The organism is Streptomyces sp. NPDC029466 (genome assembly GCF_055574515.1).
The window spans coordinates 133,584-148,877 of the sequence record NZ_JBVHZH010000001.1; the positions used below are offsets into that span (position 1 = coordinate 133,584).

The window sequence follows — 15,294 nt, forward strand, 5'->3', positions numbered from 1 at the left end:
TCGCCACGGGTAGTTGGCCCGCAAGGGGCCCACCGGTCCCCTACGGGACTCCGCCCCACACCCCCTACGGGCGGCCCCCGGCCACGGGGCTCCCGCCCCGCACCCCGGGCCGTCGCTCCCCGGCCGTGCGGCCGTCGCTCATTCCTCCGGCGGGAAGACCGCCTCGCCGCTGTCGGCCACGGTGAGGGTGATCGCTTCCACGGGGCACCCTTCTGCCGCGGCCAGCACGCTCTCGGCGGCATCCGTCTCCGGCGCCGCCGGATGCGACTGCCGCGCCGAGTCGAGGCGGAAGCCGTCCGGCGCCGCCGCGGCACACATCCCCGACCCGATGCAGACGCTCCGGTCCACCACCACCTGCCAGCGGTCCCCCATCAGGCACCCGCCGGCAGATGGATCATCTTGTGCTCCAGGTATTCGCCGAAGCCCTCGGGCCCGAACTCCCGCCCGATGCCGGAGTTCTTGTAGCCGCCGAACGGGCCGAGCATGTCGATGCTGAAGGTGTTCACCGAGTACGTGCCGGTGCGCACCTGCCGGGCGATCTCGATGCCGTGCTCGACATCGGCCGTCCACACCGAGCCGGAGAGCCCGTAGTCGGAGTCGTTGGCGATCCGTACCGCCTCCGCCTCGTCGTCGTACGGCAGCAGACAGATGACCGGGCCGAAGATCTCCTCACGGGCGATCCGCATGGAGTTGGCGACCTCGCCGAAGAGGGTCGGCTCGACGTACCAGCCCGTGGTCTGCCCCTCGGGACGGCCGCCGCCGGTCAGCACCTTGGCGCCCTCCTGCTGTCCGAGCGCGATGTAGTCCAGGGAGCGCTGCTGCTGACGGCGGGCGACCAGCGGGCCGACTTCGGTGGCCGGATCCAGCGGGTCGCCGACGGTGAGCGCCGAGGCAGCCGCGGTGAACCGCTCGGCGATCTCGTCATAGTGGCTGCGCGGGGCGAGAATCCGCGTCTGGGCCACACACGCCTGGCCGTTGATCATCCAGGCGAACGGCACGATCCCGGCCACCGCCGCGTCCAGATCCGCGTCCGGCAGGATCACCGCCGCGGACTTGCCGCCGAGCTCCAGCGTGACCCGGCTGAGGTTGCGGGCCGCGACCTCCATCACCCGCTTGCCGGCCGCCACCGAGCCGGTGAACGACACCTTGTCCACGCCCGGGTGCCCGACGAGGTACTCGCTCACCTCGCGGTCCGCCGGCAGGATCGACAGCACGCCCGGCGGCAGCCCCGCCTCCGTCACGATCTCCGCGAGCAGGTACGCGTCCAGCGGCGTCTCCGGTGACACCTTCAGCACCACCGAGCAGCCGGCCAGCAGCGCCGGCGCGAGCTTGGCGGCGGCGGTGAACTGCGGGACGTTCCACGGCACCACGGCCGCGACCACCCCGGCCGGTTCCCGCCGCACCAGCAATGGCCCCAACACCCCGCCACGCCGCTCCTCGAACGGGAAGTCGCGGGCCACCGTGAGCGCCGCGTCCCACACCAGCATCGCGGCAAGCGACTGCACCATGACGCCGGAGGTGAACGGGGTGCCGTTCTCCGCGCTGATGACCTTGGCGATCTCCTCGCTGCGGGCCGCGAAGGCGTCCTTGATACGGGTCACCACCGCGATCCGGTCCGCCAGCGGGGCGTTCGCCCACACCCCGGACGCGAAGGACGTACGGGCCGCGGCCACCGCTCGGTCGACGTCCGCTCGCGAGGCATGCGGCACCCGGCCGATGACCTGTTCGGTGTGCGGCGAGACGACCTCGATCGTGTCCCGGCCGGCCGGATCGACCCACTCACCGCCTATGTAGAGCTTTCCGTGCTCGACGAGGTCGCTCATCGCTGCCGCCTCCTGCGGGTCGGCCGCCTGTTCCGGCGGTCCCTGCCGGTTCGCTGTCGTTGCGGTTTCGCTGTGCGTTGCCGGCTCAGTGCTGTTGCCGGTGCGCTGTCGGTACCGGTGCGTTGTCGTTGCCGGTGCGTTGTCGTTGCCGGCTGTCGGTACGGGTTCGCTGTCGTTGCCGAGTTGACGCCTCGGGCACGCTTGCTGACGAGGCATCAGGCCACTCAATCCCCCAGGAACTGATACCAGTTCTAGTTGGAGGAGTCCACGGCGCCGACCGAAACCCAACTGGCCATGCCAGAAGGGGCACTTCAAGCCGCTTTGAAACCAGTTCTAGTTATAGTGAGGCCGGGTACCGGGTGTATGCCACACCGAGAGGGGTCCGGGATGACCGCGCAGGTGACCGACCACAAGGGCGGAGTGTGGAGCATCGCCGTCCCCATCCCGGACAACCCGCTCGGCCACACCCTCGTCCACCTCCTGGAGACCGACCGCGGGCCCGTGCTCATCGACACCGGCTGGGACGACCCGGACTCCTGGGACGCCCTCGTCGCCGGCGTCACCGCCTGCGGGTTCGCCCTCACCGACCTCCACGGCGTCCTGATCACCCACCACCACCCCGACCACCACGGTCTGTCCGCCAAGGTCCGGGAGGCCAGCGGCGCCTGGATCGCGATGCACGCCGCCGACACCGCGGTGGTCCGCCGCACCCGCGCGGCCGAACCGGGCCAGTGGCTCGACTACCTGCTCGCCAAGCTCACGGCGGCGGGCGCACCGGACGACCATCTGGCGCCCCTGCGGAAGGCCCGCGCCACAGGAGGCGGCCGGAAGCTGCCCGGCCGGCGGGCCGCGCTGCCGGACCGCGGCATCGACCCCGGCGAACTGCTCGATCTGCCGGGGCGCCGGGTTCGCGCCATCTGGACACCCGGCCACACCCCCGGCCATGTGTGCCTCCATCTGGAGGAGGAGCACCCCTCGGCACGCACGCCCGGCTTCGGCCGGCTGTTCTCCGGCGACCACCTCCTGCCCGGCATCACCCCGCACATCGGCCTGTACGAGGCTCCGGACGACGAGGGGAGCCCGCCCGGCCCGCACGGCATGGAGGGCCCGGGGGAGAACGCCGACCCCTTGGGCGACTACCTCGACTCGCTCGAACGCGTCGGCCGGCTCGACCCCGCCGAGGTACTGCCCGCCCATCAGCACGCCTTCACCGACGCCGGCGGCCGGGTGCGCACACTCATCGCCCACCACGAAGAGCGGCTGACCCAGCTCAGATCCCTGCTCCAGGAACCCCGCACCGTCTGGCAGCTCGCCATGGCCATGGAGTGGAACCGCCCGTGGGAGCAGATCCCTTACGGGTCCCGCAACATCGCCGTCTCGGAGGCCGAGGCCCATCTGCGCCGGCTGGTGAAACAGGGGCGGGCGGAGTGGGTGCCAGGGTCGGATCCGGTGCGATATCAGGCGGTGTGAGGGGGCGGGGCGGGCCTCCCGCGTTGCCTCTGTCCTGGTTCGTGCAGCTTCTTGACTGCTGTGTACCCGGGGTCAGGGTCGGGACCGGCCGGTGGCCCCCTCCCCGCTCGTGCCTGGATCCCGCCCTGCTCGTGCCCAGCCGCCCGACCGTCCCGCCGTGCCCGCCACCCGTCCCCCCGTACGCGGCCCCAGGGACCCGCCCCCTGCGCGGCTCGCGCGCCGCTCCGCCCCGCTCGTGCCGGATTCCGTCGGCTCGTACGCGCGAGCGAGCGCATGCCGGGTGCCGGTTAAGGTGTGCGGGACAACTTCATCCGTACCCGATCGGGGGAAGCCGGTGGAAATCCGGCGCTGACCCGCAACCGTGAGGACGGCCCGTCCGTACCGCGCCGGCTGGCCCGGCGGGAAGGCCGTACGAGCCGGAGCACCCGAGGGGGCACGACCAAGGCTCCCGCCGCCGGAACCGTCCGCCACAGGGACGGCCGGTGCGCGGCACCGTCGAGGTATACGGAGCTGAGCCCGGTGCCGCCGCGTCCGCGATCCAAGGGGATCGCCGCGCGGGCGGTCGGCCGAGCACGGCTGCGTACATCGCCGCGACCCGACCCGAGAGGCACCGACCCGATGGCCCCCATGGCTTCCATGGCTCACCAGGCCCCCCTGACGCACCCCGTCGCCTTCCTGGCGCGCCGCGCCGCCACGGCGCTGGCGGCCGCGGCGGTGCTGGGCGCGGCCGCTGCCCCCGCCGCGTACGCCGACGACGCCGCCCCGTCCGCGGCCCCCAAGAAGCTGCCGGACGGCCTGTACGGCACCAAGGACCCGCAGTACGACGGGGTGTGGCGGCAGTCGCTCGCGCTGCTGGCGCAGGACACGGTGGGGGTGCGGCCGGCCGCGTCCGGCGTGCGCTGGCTGGTCGGGCAGCAGTGCGCCGACGGCGCGTTCACCGCCTTCCGCGCCGAGCCCGGCAAGCCCTGTGACGCCAAGACCATGCGGGACACCAACCAGACGGCCGCCGCGGTGCAGGCGCTGGCCGCGCTCGGCGGGCACGGCGCCACCGTGCAGAAGGCCGTGGGCTGGCTGAAATCGGTGCAGAACGACGACGGCGGCTGGAGCTCGATGCCCGGTTCGGCCAGCGACGCCAACTCCACGTCCGTGGTCATCGGCGCGCTCGCGGCGGCGGGCGAGAAGCCGCGGTCGGTGACGTCGAAGAAGGGCGGCAAGACCCCGTACGACGGGCTGCTCACCTTCCAACTGGGCTGTGACGCGAAGGAGGGCGAGCGCGGCGCGTTCACCTTCCAGCTCAAGGGCGCCGCCCCGAACGCCGACGCCACCGCGGCCGCCGCGACCGGAGCGCTCGGCAAGGGCTTTGTCGTCGAGCCCGCGGATCAGCGGGCGGACGCCCCGGTCAAGCCGCTGAACTGCAAGGACGGCGGGGACGAGAAGAAGGACGATCCGGAGCGGGCCGCGGCGGGCGGTGACGCCTACCTCGTCGCGCAGCTCGACAAGAACGGGCAGCATCTGCTCTCCGCGATGCCGGGCGCCGAGAAGCAGCCCGATGTCGGCAACACCGCCGACGCCGTGGTGGCGCTGGCGGCCGGCGGGCACGGTGCCGCTGCCGCAAAGCCGCTGAAGTGGCTGGAGAAGAACGCCACGGGCTGGGCCAAGCAGAACGGGCCCGCCGCCTACGCCCAGTTGGTGCTGGCCGCGCACGCCACCGGCACCGACCCGCGTTCCTTCGGCGGCACCGACCTGGTGGCCGCGCTCAACGCCACCGGCCCCGAGCCGGCCGCCGCGGCGAAGAAGGACACCGGGGACGCCGACGACGCCACGGACGGCGGCGGCATCGGGGTGTGGTGGGTCATCGGTGTCGGTCTCGCCATCGGCGCCGGTATCGGGTTCCTGCTGAGCAGCCGTAAGAAGAATCAGCTCTGATGCGGCGGACCAGGATCGCCGGCGCCCTACTGCTGGCCGGTACGGTCACCGGCCTGGCAGCCGGGCCCGCGCAGGCGCAGGAGTACCGCTACTGGTCGTTCTGGGACGGCAAGGGCAGCTCCTGGGCGTATGCCACCGAAGGGCCGGCCAGTCAGCGGCCGGCCGACGGCGCGGTCGAGGGCTTCCGCTTCACCGTCGGCGCCGACTCCGCCGGGGCCGGTAAGCCGCGCCCGGCCGCCGACTTCGACGCGATCTGCCGCGACACCCCCGCCAAGGACGGCCGCAAGCGGATCGGCATCGTGCTGGACTTCGGCACCGCGGCGGACGCGCCCGCCGGCGAGCGGCCGCCGGCGGCCAGGTCGGAGTGTGCGCAGGTGCCGGAGGACGCCTCGGCGGGCGAGGCGCTGGCGGCGGTCACCCGGCCGCTGCGCTATCACGCCAACGCCTTGCTGTGTGCCATCGCCGGCTACCCGAAGGCGGGTTGCGCGGAGGCGGTGAACGGGTCGAAGGACGGAGCGAAGGGCGGAGCCAAGGGTTCCGCGGCCTCGGCTGCGTCGTCCGCGGGGGTGGCGGAGGACCGTGCCGACGGGGGTGGTGGAAGTGGCGACGGGGGGCCGTCCGCCGGACTGCTGGGCGGGGCCGCGGCCGTTGTCGCGCTGGGTGCGGCAGCGGTGTGGCAGGCACGCCGCCGACGCGGATGAGCGCACCGCAGGCGACCCGTACCACCGCGCTGCACGCCGGCGCCTGGTGGCTGTGGGCGCTGGGCCTGGCCACCGCGGCCTCCCGCACCACCGATCCGCTGCTGCTGGGGCTGCTGGTGGGCGTGGCCGGGTATGTCGTCGCGGCACGTCGTACGGATGCGCCATGGGCCCGTTCGTACGGCGCGTTCGTCAAACTCGGGCTGGTGGTGATCGTCATCCGGCTGGTCTTCGCCTTCTTTCTCGGCTCGCCGATCCCCGGTACGCACACCCTTGTCACGTTGCCCGAAGTGCCGCTGCCGGACTGGGCGAAGGGCGTCCGGATCGGCGGCCGGGTCACCGCGGAGGGCATGGTCTTCGCCCTGTACGACGGGCTGAAACTGGCCACTCTCCTTATCTGTGTGGGCGCCGCCAATGCGCTCGCCAATCCGGCCCGGCTCCTGAAGTCCCTGCCCGGTGCGCTCTATGAGGCGGGCGTCGCGGTCGTGGTGGCGATGACCTTCGCCCCGAACCTGGTCGCCGACGTCCAGCGGCTGCGCGCCGCCCGCCGGCTGCGCGGGCGCCCCGACCGCGGGGTCAAGGCGCTCCTCCAGGTCGGACTGCCGGTACTGGAGGGCGCGCTGGAGCGCTCGGTGGCGCTGGCCGCGGCCATGGACGCACGCGGCTACGGCCGCAGCGCCCAAGTACCGCCCGCCGTACGCCACCTCACGTCCGTGCTCACCCTCGGCGGGCTGCTCGGTGTCTGCGCCGGAACCTACGGGCTGTTGGGGGACACCGGAGGCGGCTACGGGCTGCCGCTGCTGCTCGCGGGGCTGGCGGCGGCACTCGCCGGGTTGTGGCTCGGTGGCCGCCGCTCGGTGCGCAGCCGCTACCGGCCCGAGCGGTGGGGCGCCCGCGCCTGGCTGGTCGCGGGCTCCGGCATCGCCGTCGCCGCCCTGATGATCTGGGCGAACGACTATGCGCCGGCCGCGCTGCATCCGCCCGCTGTCCCGCTCACCACCCCCGTTCTTCCCCTCTGGCCGGCCGTTTCCGTTCTCGTGGGGCTGCTGCCCGCGTTCGTCGCCCCACTCCCGTCGAGCACCGAACGGGCCGGGGCCCGTACGGCGTCCCGTGGACGGGGCCGTGCCTCTGATGTCGATCCGTGTACGAAGGAGCCCACCCCGTGATCCGGTTCGAGCAGGTCTCGGTCACCTACGGCGATGCCGCGGCGCCCGCCGTCCAGGGCGTAGACCTGACCGTCCCCGAGGGCGAACTGTGTCTCCTGGTCGGCCCCTCCGGCGTCGGCAAGTCCACCGTCCTGAACGCCGTCTGCGGTCTCGTCCCGCACTTCACCGGCGGCACCCTGCACGGCCGGGTCACCGTCGACGGCCGGGACACCCGCACCCACAAACCGCGCGAACTGGCCGATGTCGTCGGCACCGTGGGCCAGGACCCACTGGCGCACTTCGTCACGGACACCGTCGAGGACGAACTCGCCTACGGCATGGAATCGCTCGGCCTCCCCCCTGAGGTGATGCGCCGCCGTGTCGAGGAGACCCTCGACCTGCTGGGCCTGGCCGAGCTGCGCGACCGCGCGATCACCACGCTCTCGGGCGGACAGATGCAACGGGTGGCGATCGGCTCGGTCCTCACCACCCACCCCAAGGTCCTGGTCCTGGACGAGCCGACCTCCGCACTCGACCCCGCCGCCGCGGAAGAGGTGCTCTCCGTCCTCCAGCGGCTGGTCCATGACCTCGGCACCACGGTCCTGCTTGCCGAACACCGCCTGGAGCGTGTGGTCCAGTACGCCGACCAGGTCATCCTCCTTCCCTCACCGGGTGCGCCCCCGGTCATGGGCGCCCCCGCCGACATCATGGCTATCTCCCCCGTCCATCCCCCGGTCGTGGCCCTCGGCCGCCTCGCCCAGTGGTCCCCACTCCCCCTCTCCGTACGCGACGCCCGCCGTAAGGCCGCCTCCCTGCGCGAGCAGCTGACGGGGATCCCGGCGCAGGCGCCGGGGAGGAGCCCGGCGCCCCTGCCGGGAGCATCGGATGCTGCCGCGGAGGTCTCGGGGCTCGGTGTGCGTCGGGGGCGGACCGAGGCGCTGCACGGGGTGGAGCTGACCGTGCGGGGTGGCGAGACGGTCGCTCTGATGGGCCGCAACGGTGCGGGGAAATCCACCCTGCTCACCACCCTTGTCGGAATGCATCAGCCGTCGTCCGGCACGGTGCGGGTCGGTGGCGCCGTCCCGCACCGCACCAGCCCCCGGGACCTCCTGCGGCATGTCGGTCTGGTCCCGCAGGAACCTCGTGACCTCCTCTACGCCGATACCGTCGCCGCCGAGTGCACCGCGGCCGACCAGGACGCGGGCGCCCCCGCCGGCAGCTGCCGGGCCCTGGTCGCCCGGCTGTTGCCGGATGTCCCGGAATCCGTTCACCCCCGTGATCTGTCCGAGGGCCAACGGCTCGCCCTTGCCCTCGCGGTCGTGCTGACCGCCCGTCCACCGCTGCTCCTTCTCGACGAGCCCACTCGCGGTCTGGACTACGCCGCCAAGGCCCGTCTGATCGAGGTGTTGCGCACCCTGGCCGCCGAGGGTCACGCCATCGTCCTGGCCACCCATGACGTGGAACTCGCCGCCGAACTGGCGCACCGCGTCGTGATCCTCGCCGATGGCGAGATCGTCGCCGACGGTCCCACCGACGAGGTCGTGGTCTCCTCTCCTTCCTTCGCGCCGCAGGTCGCCAAGGTCCTGGCCCCGCTGCCCTGGCTGACGGTTCCCCAGGTGGCCCGCGCCCTGGAGGCCCTCGCATGACCGTGCCCCCATCCCGCCCGGAGGGCCCCGGGCCCGGCGCTGGTCCCGGCTTCGGCTCCGACTCCTCTTCCGGCCCCACCTCCGTCCCCCGCTCCGGTTCGGTCTCCAGCTCCGGCTCCGACTCCCCTTCCCGCCCCACCTCCGCCCCCCGCTCCGGCTCCGGCTCCGATTCCGGCCCGGGCTCCAACTCCGGCCGCCCCGGCTCCGATTCCGTTTCCGGACCCGGCTCCGACCCCGGCCGCCCCGGCCCCGGCTTCCGACGCCCCGGCACCGGCCGCCAGGCCCGCCCCGTGCGGCTCGGTACCCGCTCCATCGCCGCGCTGGCCCTGATCTCGGCCATCGGCGTGATGGCCTTCGGCTGGCCGCTGCTCGCCGACTCCGCCTCCGGGCTCGCCCATTCCAAGGACGCGCCCTGGCTGTTCGCCGCGCTGCTGCCGATGCTGCTGGCCGTTGTCGTGGCGACCATCGCCGACACCGGCCTGGACGCCAAGGCCATCGCCATGCTCGGCGTCCTGGCCGCGGCCGGGGCCGCGATGCGCCCGCTGGGCGCGGGGACCGCCGGTATCGAGCCGATGTTCTTCCTGATGGTGTTGTCGGGTCGGGTGCTCGGGCCCGGGTTCGGCTTCGTACTGGGTTCGGTGGCGATGTTCGCGTCGGCGCTGCTGACCGGTGGTGTCGGCCCCTGGATGCCGTTCCAGATGCTGACGATGGGGTGGGTGTCGATGGGCGCCGGTCTGCTGCCGGGGCCCGACCGGCTGCGCGGCCGCGGTGAACTCGCCGTGCTCGCCGCCTATGGAGCCGTCTCCGCCGTCCTCTACGGCCTGGTCATGAACCTTCAGGGCTGGCCCTATATCGCCGGCCTGGCCTCAGGGGTCTCCTTCGTCCCCGGCGACCCGCTCGACCAGAACCTGGCCCGCTATCTCGCCTACTGCCTTGCCACCTCCCTCGGTTGGGACCTCCCCCGAGCCCTGGTCACCGTGGTCCTCACCTGCACGCTCGGGGGCACCGTCCTCAGAGCGCTGCGCCGCGCCACCCGCCGCGCGGCCTTCGACGTCCCCTCCTCCTTCACTCCCGACCCGCCCCGAGAGACCGCCTCCCGGTGAGTGGCCCCGGGTGAGGTGACCCGGGCTTCTACCTCCCCCTCTGCCCTGCGCAGATCCCCTTGCCTGCCTGGGGTGGTGATCGTCGGGCGTGATGGACGGCGCCGAGCGCAGGAATGACCTGTAGTGGTCGGCGTCCGCGCCCTGGTCGACGACGGTGGCGAGGCGCCCCCCGCACCGTCCGCTGCCGGAGGTAAAGGCGAGGAGGCGGGAGAAGAAGATGAGGAAGAGGAGAAGGAGCAGCGCTGCCGCGGTGATCTGTTCGTCATGTCGTCGACGGTACGGAGATCGCCCGCCTCGCAGAATGCGGCTTTCCGCACAACTCGGCTGTGGTTTTCCGCAGGTTGGGGAGGGGACACCGGAACACCCCCGTCCCCTTCGCGCGGCGGACGTCGGCGACCGCCGGTACCCCCGCCACGGCCGCCACGGCCGCCACGGCCGCCACGGCCGCTACAGCCGCTACAGCCGCCACAACCGCTACAACCGCTACAACCGCTACAACCGCTACAACCGCTGAATGATCGTCCCCGTCGCCAGCGCCCCGCCCGCGCACATGGTGATCAGGGCGAATTCCTTGTCCCTGCGTTCGAGTTCGTGGAGTGCGGTGGTCAGGAGCCGGGCGCCGGTGGCGCCGACCGGGTGGCCGAGGGCGATGGCGCCGCCGTTCACATTCACCTTCTCCAGGTCCTGCTCGAAGACCTGCGCCCAGGAGAGGACGACGGAGGCGAAGGCCTCGTTGATCTCGACGAGGTCGATGTCCTTGAGGGACATACCGGCCTTGCCGAGCACCGCACGGGTGGCGTCGATGGGACCGTCCAGATGGAAGTGCGGATCGGCGCCGACCAGCGCCTGGGCCACGATGCGAGCCCGTGGCTTGAGCTTGAGGGCGCGTGCCATGCGCTTGGAGGCCCACATCAGCGCGGCGGCGCCGTCGGAGATCTGTGAGGAGTTGCCCGCCGTGTGGACGGCGGTCGGCATCACGGGCTTGAGGCCGCCGAGCGCCTCCATGCTGGTGTCGCGCAGTCCCTCGTCGTGGTCGACCAGCCGCCACATGCCCTGGCCCGTGGCCTGTTCGTCTTCCGTGGTGGGAACCTGGACGGCGAAGGTCTCCCGTTTGAAGCGCTCCTCGGCCCAGGCGGCGGCCGCCCGCTCCTGCGAGATGAGGCCGAGCGAGTCGACATTCTCCCGGGTCAGCCCCCGGTGGCGGGCGATGCGTTCGGCCGCTTCGAACTGGTTGGGCAGGTCGACGTTCCACTCGTCGGGCCATGGCTTGCCGGGTCCGTGCTTGGAGCCGCTGCCGAGCGGTACCCGGGACATCGCCTCGACGCCGCAGCCGATGCCGATGTCGATGACCCCAGCCGCGATCATGTTGGCGACCATGTGGTTGGCCTGTTGCGATGATCCGCACTGACAGTCCACGGTGGTGGCGGCGGTCTCGTACGGGAGGCCCATCGTCAGCCAGGCGTTGCGGGCCGGGTTCATGGACTGCTCGCCGGCGTGGGTGACGGTGCCGCCCACGATCTGTTCGACGCAGTCCGGCTGGATACCCGTACGGGCGAGGAGTTCGCGGTAGGTCTCCCCCAGGAGGTAGGCGGGATGGAGGTTGGCCAGCGCGCCCCCGCGCTTGCCGATGGGGGTGCGTACTGCTTCGACGATGACGGGTTCCGCGGCCATGACTGAGTCGTCCTCTCCTCACGTCCGCGGATGTCCCGGCACCCACGGAAGAAGAACTAGTACCCGTTCTAGTTCTACAAACAGTCTTATGAGGCGACCCCCGGGGCGCAAGGGGCATGCAAGTCCCTTGTACACAAACGGAGTCGCCGGACCCCTTGCCACTTATAGAACTCGTTATTACCTTCACCGCGACCCATATCTGATGAGCCGTCAGACGCCGGATGGACCAGGAGTCGCCGATGCCATGCCCCGCGCTGCCCGATGGGTTCGACTTCACCGACCCCGACGTCTACCAGTCCCGCGTTCCGCTTCCCGAGTTCGCCCAGCTGCGGCGGACCGCGCCCGTGTGGTGGAACGCCCAGCCGCACGGCGTCGCCGGCTTCGGTGACAACGGGTATTGGGTCGTCACCCGTCACCAGGACGTCAAGGAGGTGTCCACCAAGCCGGAGATCTTCTCCGCGAACCTCAACACCTCGATCATCCGGTTCAACGCGGCCATGACCCGTGACCAGATAGACGTACAGAAACTCATCATGCTGAACATGGACCCGCCCGAGCACACCAGGGTCCGGCAGATCGTCCAGCGCGGCTTCACCCCGCGCTCCATACGGGCGCTGGAGGACGCGCTGCGCCACCGGGCGGCGCAGATCGTCGCCGAGGCGCGCCGGAACGGCTCCGGCGACTTCGTCACCGATGTCGCCTGCGAACTCCCCCTCCAGGCCATCGCGGAACTCATCGGCATCCCCCAGGACGACCGGGCGCGCATCTTCGACTGGTCGAACAAGATGGTCGCGTACGACGATCCCGAACTGGCCATCACCGAAGAGGTCGGCCTGAACGCGGCCACGGAGCTGATCTCGTACGCGATGAACCTTGCCGCGGTGCGCAAGGAATGCCCGGCCAAGGACATCGTCAGCCAACTGGTGGCGGCGGAGCACGAAGGGAACCTCGGCTCCGACGAGTTCGGCTTCTTCGTGCTGCTGCTGGCGGTGGCCGGCAACGAGACCACGCGTAACGCGATCACGCACGGGATGCATGCCTTCCTCACCCATCCCGACCAGTGGGAGCTCTACAAGCGCGAGCGTCCCGAGACGGCGGCCGAGGAGATCGTGCGGTGGGCGACCCCGGTGGTCTCCTTTCAGCGCACCGCCACCCAGGACACCGAGCTGGGCGGCGTGAAGATCAAGAAGGGCCAGCGGGTGGGGATCTTCTACTCCTCCGCCAACAACGACCCGGAGGTGTTCGACCGCCCCGAGGTCTTCGACATCACCCGGGACCCCAACCCCCACCTGGGATTCGGGGGCGGCGGCCCGCACTTCTGCCTCGGCAAGTCGCTGGCGGTCCTGGAGATCAACCTGATCTTCGGCGCCATCGCGGACGCCATGCCCGGCATCTCCCTGGCGGGCGACCCGCGCCGGCTCCGCTCGGCCTGGCTCAACGGCGTCAAGGAACTCCGGGTTCACTACGGTTGACGGCGGCGCCGCTGCGCAGGGTGCGGCAGCGGAGACGGACCGGCATACGGGCGGGACGCTCACCCCGATCGCGTCGGGTGGGCGTCCCGCCGGTACGTGGACCCATGGGCGGCCGTGGCGCTGCTCCAGCCGACCCTAGTAGCCGCTGACCGCCACCCGGTATGCACGAAGACGTGCCGGGGGAAAGCCGGACCAGCGGTATGTCCGAAACCAGTTCCTCCCTCAACCTTGCCAGCCGTCATTGGCAGACTTACATTCAACTCGCCAGTAACAACTCGGCAGTTCGCCCTCCGGCGCGCGCTCGCTCCGCTCCGTCCGCGCCCGAGCCGCACACTCCCCCCTGCGCTACCCCGGCTCCTCCGCGCGCCCTCCGCACCACGCGCCACCCTGCGCCCCACGCATCCCCCCACACGTTTCGACACGTGCGCTCCACCGCTCTTCGAAGGGGACATACCACCATGAAAGACGCACACGGCAGACCTGTCACGGGACGCATCAGCTGGCGGAAGTTCGCCGTGCTGTCCGTCCCGGCGCTCGCCGGCACCGCCGCCCTGGGCATCGCCCTGGCCAATGGGGCACTGGCGGCGTCATTCGCCGTCTCGGGACAGCAGTTCAAGGTCTCCGCGGACAGCCTCAAGGGCGACGGCTTCGCCCAGTACGGCAGTGTGGACACCAACGCCAGGGGAGATCTCCTGCCGGTCGCCGTCACCGCCATCAAGACCGCCCGGCTGGACCATCTGTGCCAGTCGGTCGTCACTCATCTGCCCGTCGTCGGCGATATCTCGCTCAACCTCAGCGCCGGTACGGGCAGCACGCCCGTCGAGGCCACCGATCTGTTCGTGGACGCCACCCAGCTCTCCGGCAACGCGTCCTTCCACCGGATCGAGATCGGCCGGGACGCCTCCACCCTCGACAAGGGGCCGGACGGCGCCCAGGGCATGCAGGACCTCTTCGCCCAGCAGGCCGATGACGTGAGCATCAGCAAGCTGCGGCAGACCGCCTGGGCCACCAACGCGGGGACCTTCAAGCTGTCCGGTCTGAGCATGAAGATCTCCAAGGGCAAGAAGGAATGCTTCTGACCTGGCGGCGCTGGCGGCGGGGACGGCCCTTCTGGGGCGGTCTGGCGGCCGTCGTCGCCGGCGCCGAGATCTGCGCCATCCCCCTGGCACCGCTGAAGATCATGCTGCAACAGGGGATCGCCGGTATCCCGTCGGTCCTGATGGGGCTGGTGATGATCGTGATGGGGCTCTCGGCGTGGTTCGCGCCGTATTACCGGGGCCTCGCGGGCGTGCTGACCGTGCTGTGCGCGGCGGCCGCGCTGGTGATGTCCAACCTCGGCGGCTTTCTGATCGGCACCGTCATCGGCATCCTCGGCGGCTCGATGATCTTCGCCTGGCAGCCGGTCGCCCCGACGGAACCCGAAACCCCGGAGGCACCCGGGACCGCGCCCGCGCCCTGCGAGCACTAAGGCGTCCGAACGCCCCGCCCCCCGTACACCGTCCGCCCGTACGCGTACCCCACGCCTTCGTCCGCGTACGGGGCGGACCGCTGCCCGTACACCTCTCCTCCGGCACCACACCCCTCAGAAGGAGAACCACGATGACGATGTCGCACCCCACCCGCCGTACGCCCCGTCAGCGCGCCTTACGCACCGCCGGCACCGGAGTCGTCGCGGCGCTCGGCCTGGCGCTCGCCGTGACGAGCCCCGCGACCGCCCAGCCGGGCGGAACGCCGTCCGCCGCCGCGTCGTCCACGACCGTGAGCCCCGCCGGTCACGGCTTCACTGCCACGCTCAGCGGCAGGGCCACCTTCAAGGCCGGTTCGGTGACCGTCACCTGTAAGACCTCGGTCTCCAGTGGGCAGGTCCCGGCGGCGCCCGGTAACCAGAACCCGGACGGGCCGGTGAGCAGTTCCACCACCCCGGCGACCTACGGCTCCTGCACGACGAGCATGCCGGGCGTCGGCGCGACCGTCACCACGACCGGCACCTGGGGCGTGGCCATGCAGTACGGGACGCCGGTGACCGCCGGACTGACCATCCCGGCCGGCGGGTTCGTGCTCCAGACCAGCGGGCTGGCGTCCTGCACGGTGACGGCGGCACCCACCTCGGCGGCAACGGTGAACGGCAGCTGGACCAACGGCGCGCCGTCCACCCTCACCTTCACCAATGCGACGGTGCCGGTGAAGGTGGTGGGCGGTTTCGGCTGCCCGACCAGCGCGACCAGCTCGACGTTCAACGCCGCCTACACGGTGAGCGACACCACCGATCCCGCCTCCCAGATCACCGTCACCGGCTGAGCGCCCCGCTGAGCCAGGGGTGACGGCCGTTCCCCGAGCGGG

General features: G+C 71.7%; 14 protein-coding genes and 1 riboswitch. Of the genes, 11 read left to right on the forward strand and 3 right to left on the reverse strand.

Features of this window, described 5'->3' with window-relative positions:
- Nucleotides 1-138: 138 nt before the first annotated feature.
- Together ACZ4XD_RS00580 and ACZ4XD_RS00585 are read right to left on the reverse strand one after the other, a co-directional pair.
- The gene (locus ACZ4XD_RS00580; protein ID WP_042154222.1) at nt 139-372 is read right to left on the reverse strand and encodes a ferredoxin; all 234 of its coding nucleotides are present in this window, start codon (nt 370-372) and stop codon (nt 139-141) included.
- The gene (locus ACZ4XD_RS00585) at nt 372-1,823 is read right to left on the reverse strand and encodes an aldehyde dehydrogenase (RefSeq protein ID WP_468036773.1); all 1,452 of its coding nucleotides are present in this window, start codon (nt 1,821-1,823) and stop codon (nt 372-374) included. The genes ACZ4XD_RS00580 and ACZ4XD_RS00585 overlap by 1 nt, the downstream gene beginning before the upstream one ends.
- A gap of 387 nt (nt 1,824-2,210) precedes the next feature.
- Here ACZ4XD_RS00585 and ACZ4XD_RS00590 point away from each other — a divergent pair, with 387 nt between their 5' ends.
- The 7 genes from ACZ4XD_RS00590 (at nt 2,211) to ACZ4XD_RS00620 (ending at nt 10,325) form a co-directional block, all read left to right on the forward strand.
- The gene (locus ACZ4XD_RS00590; RefSeq protein WP_468036775.1) at nt 2,211-3,293 is read left to right on the forward strand and encodes an MBL fold metallo-hydrolase; all 1,083 of its coding nucleotides are present in this window, start codon (nt 2,211-2,213) and stop codon (nt 3,291-3,293) included.
- A gap of 273 nt (nt 3,294-3,566) precedes the next feature.
- A riboswitch (cobalamin riboswitch) is annotated at nt 3,567-3,688 on the forward strand.
- A gap of 223 nt (nt 3,689-3,911) precedes the next feature.
- Nucleotides 3,912-5,219, forward strand: coding sequence for a prenyltransferase/squalene oxidase repeat-containing protein (locus tag ACZ4XD_RS00595; protein WP_468036777.1), 1,308 nt, complete (start codon nt 3,912-3,914; stop codon nt 5,217-5,219).
- A complete protein-coding gene (locus tag ACZ4XD_RS00600) occupies nt 5,219-5,920 on the forward strand; it encodes an SCO2322 family protein (protein ID WP_468036779.1) in 702 nt (233 codons plus the stop codon). Before ACZ4XD_RS00595 ends, ACZ4XD_RS00600 begins: the two co-directional genes overlap by 1 nt.
- Nucleotides 5,917-7,083 (forward strand): CbiQ family ECF transporter T component, encoded by a 1,167-nt coding sequence (locus ACZ4XD_RS00605; protein WP_468036781.1) that lies wholly within the window; start codon nt 5,917-5,919, stop codon nt 7,081-7,083. The genes ACZ4XD_RS00600 and ACZ4XD_RS00605 overlap by 4 nt, the downstream gene beginning before the upstream one ends.
- Nucleotides 7,080-8,708 carry an ABC transporter ATP-binding protein gene (locus ACZ4XD_RS00610; RefSeq protein ID WP_468036783.1) on the forward strand — a complete coding sequence of 543 codons (1,629 nt, stop codon included), beginning with the start codon at nt 7,080-7,082 and terminating at the stop codon, nt 8,706-8,708. The genes ACZ4XD_RS00605 and ACZ4XD_RS00610 overlap by 4 nt, the downstream gene beginning before the upstream one ends.
- Nucleotides 8,709-8,998: 290 nt before the next feature.
- The gene (locus ACZ4XD_RS00615) at nt 8,999-9,811 is read left to right on the forward strand and encodes an ECF transporter S component (protein WP_468037164.1); all 813 of its coding nucleotides are present in this window, start codon (nt 8,999-9,001) and stop codon (nt 9,809-9,811) included.
- A gap of 301 nt (nt 9,812-10,112) precedes the next feature.
- Entirely contained in the window at nt 10,113-10,325 is a 213-nt protein-coding gene (locus ACZ4XD_RS00620; protein ID WP_468036785.1) for a hypothetical protein, read from the forward strand.
- Here ACZ4XD_RS00620 and ACZ4XD_RS00625 read toward each other — a convergent pair.
- Nucleotides 10,313-11,482: a steroid 3-ketoacyl-CoA thiolase gene (locus ACZ4XD_RS00625; RefSeq protein WP_042154232.1), complete on the reverse strand. Its 1,170-nt coding sequence runs from the start codon at nt 11,480-11,482 to the stop codon at nt 10,313-10,315. The genes ACZ4XD_RS00620 and ACZ4XD_RS00625 overlap by 13 nt on opposite strands.
- Nucleotides 11,483-11,721: 239 nt before the next feature.
- Between ACZ4XD_RS00625 and ACZ4XD_RS00630 the strand changes: the two genes are divergently transcribed.
- From ACZ4XD_RS00630 to ACZ4XD_RS00645, 4 genes are all read left to right on the forward strand, one after another.
- Nucleotides 11,722-12,954, forward strand: coding sequence for a cytochrome P450 (locus tag ACZ4XD_RS00630; RefSeq protein WP_468036787.1), 1,233 nt, complete (start codon nt 11,722-11,724; stop codon nt 12,952-12,954).
- Nucleotides 12,955-13,412: 458 nt separating this feature from the next.
- Nucleotides 13,413-14,033 (forward strand): DUF6230 family protein, encoded by a 621-nt coding sequence (locus ACZ4XD_RS00635; protein WP_432146734.1) that lies wholly within the window; start codon nt 13,413-13,415, stop codon nt 14,031-14,033.
- Nucleotides 14,024-14,422 carry a DUF6114 domain-containing protein gene (locus ACZ4XD_RS00640; protein WP_467118831.1) on the forward strand — a complete coding sequence of 133 codons (399 nt, stop codon included), beginning with the start codon at nt 14,024-14,026 and terminating at the stop codon, nt 14,420-14,422. Before ACZ4XD_RS00635 ends, ACZ4XD_RS00640 begins: the two co-directional genes overlap by 10 nt.
- 131 nt (nt 14,423-14,553) lie before the next feature.
- A complete protein-coding gene (locus tag ACZ4XD_RS00645; RefSeq protein ID WP_468036790.1) occupies nt 14,554-15,252 on the forward strand; it encodes a hypothetical protein in 699 nt (232 codons plus the stop codon).
- Nucleotides 15,253-15,294 lie beyond the last annotated feature (42 nt).

Coding starts and splice junctions, on each gene's coding strand:
- ACZ4XD_RS00585 (WP_468036773.1), bottom strand. CDS start 1,823: ATGAGCGACCTCGTCGAGCACGGAAAGCTCTACATAGGCGGTGAGTGG.
- ACZ4XD_RS00625 (WP_042154232.1), bottom strand. CDS start 11,482: ATGGCCGCGGAACCCGTCATCGTCGAAGCAGTACGCACCCCCATCGGC.
- ACZ4XD_RS00600 (WP_468036779.1), top strand. CDS start 5,219: ATGCGGCGGACCAGGATCGCCGGCGCCCTACTGCTGGCCGGTACGGTC.
- ACZ4XD_RS00605 (WP_468036781.1), top strand. CDS start 5,917: ATGAGCGCACCGCAGGCGACCCGTACCACCGCGCTGCACGCCGGCGCC.
- ACZ4XD_RS00620 (WP_468036785.1), top strand. CDS start 10,113: ATGCGGCTTTCCGCACAACTCGGCTGTGGTTTTCCGCAGGTTGGGGAG.
- ACZ4XD_RS00630 (WP_468036787.1), top strand. CDS start 11,722: ATGCCATGCCCCGCGCTGCCCGATGGGTTCGACTTCACCGACCCCGAC.
- ACZ4XD_RS00635 (WP_432146734.1), top strand. CDS start 13,413: ATGAAAGACGCACACGGCAGACCTGTCACGGGACGCATCAGCTGGCGG.
- ACZ4XD_RS00590 (WP_468036775.1), top strand. CDS start 2,211: ATGACCGCGCAGGTGACCGACCACAAGGGCGGAGTGTGGAGCATCGCC.
- ACZ4XD_RS00580 (WP_042154222.1), bottom strand. CDS start 372: ATGGGGGACCGCTGGCAGGTGGTGGTGGACCGGAGCGTCTGCATCGGG.
- ACZ4XD_RS00595 (WP_468036777.1), top strand. CDS start 3,912: ATGGCCCCCATGGCTTCCATGGCTCACCAGGCCCCCCTGACGCACCCC.
- ACZ4XD_RS00640 (WP_467118831.1), top strand. CDS start 14,024: ATGCTTCTGACCTGGCGGCGCTGGCGGCGGGGACGGCCCTTCTGGGGC.
- ACZ4XD_RS00645 (WP_468036790.1), top strand. CDS start 14,554: ATGACGATGTCGCACCCCACCCGCCGTACGCCCCGTCAGCGCGCCTTA.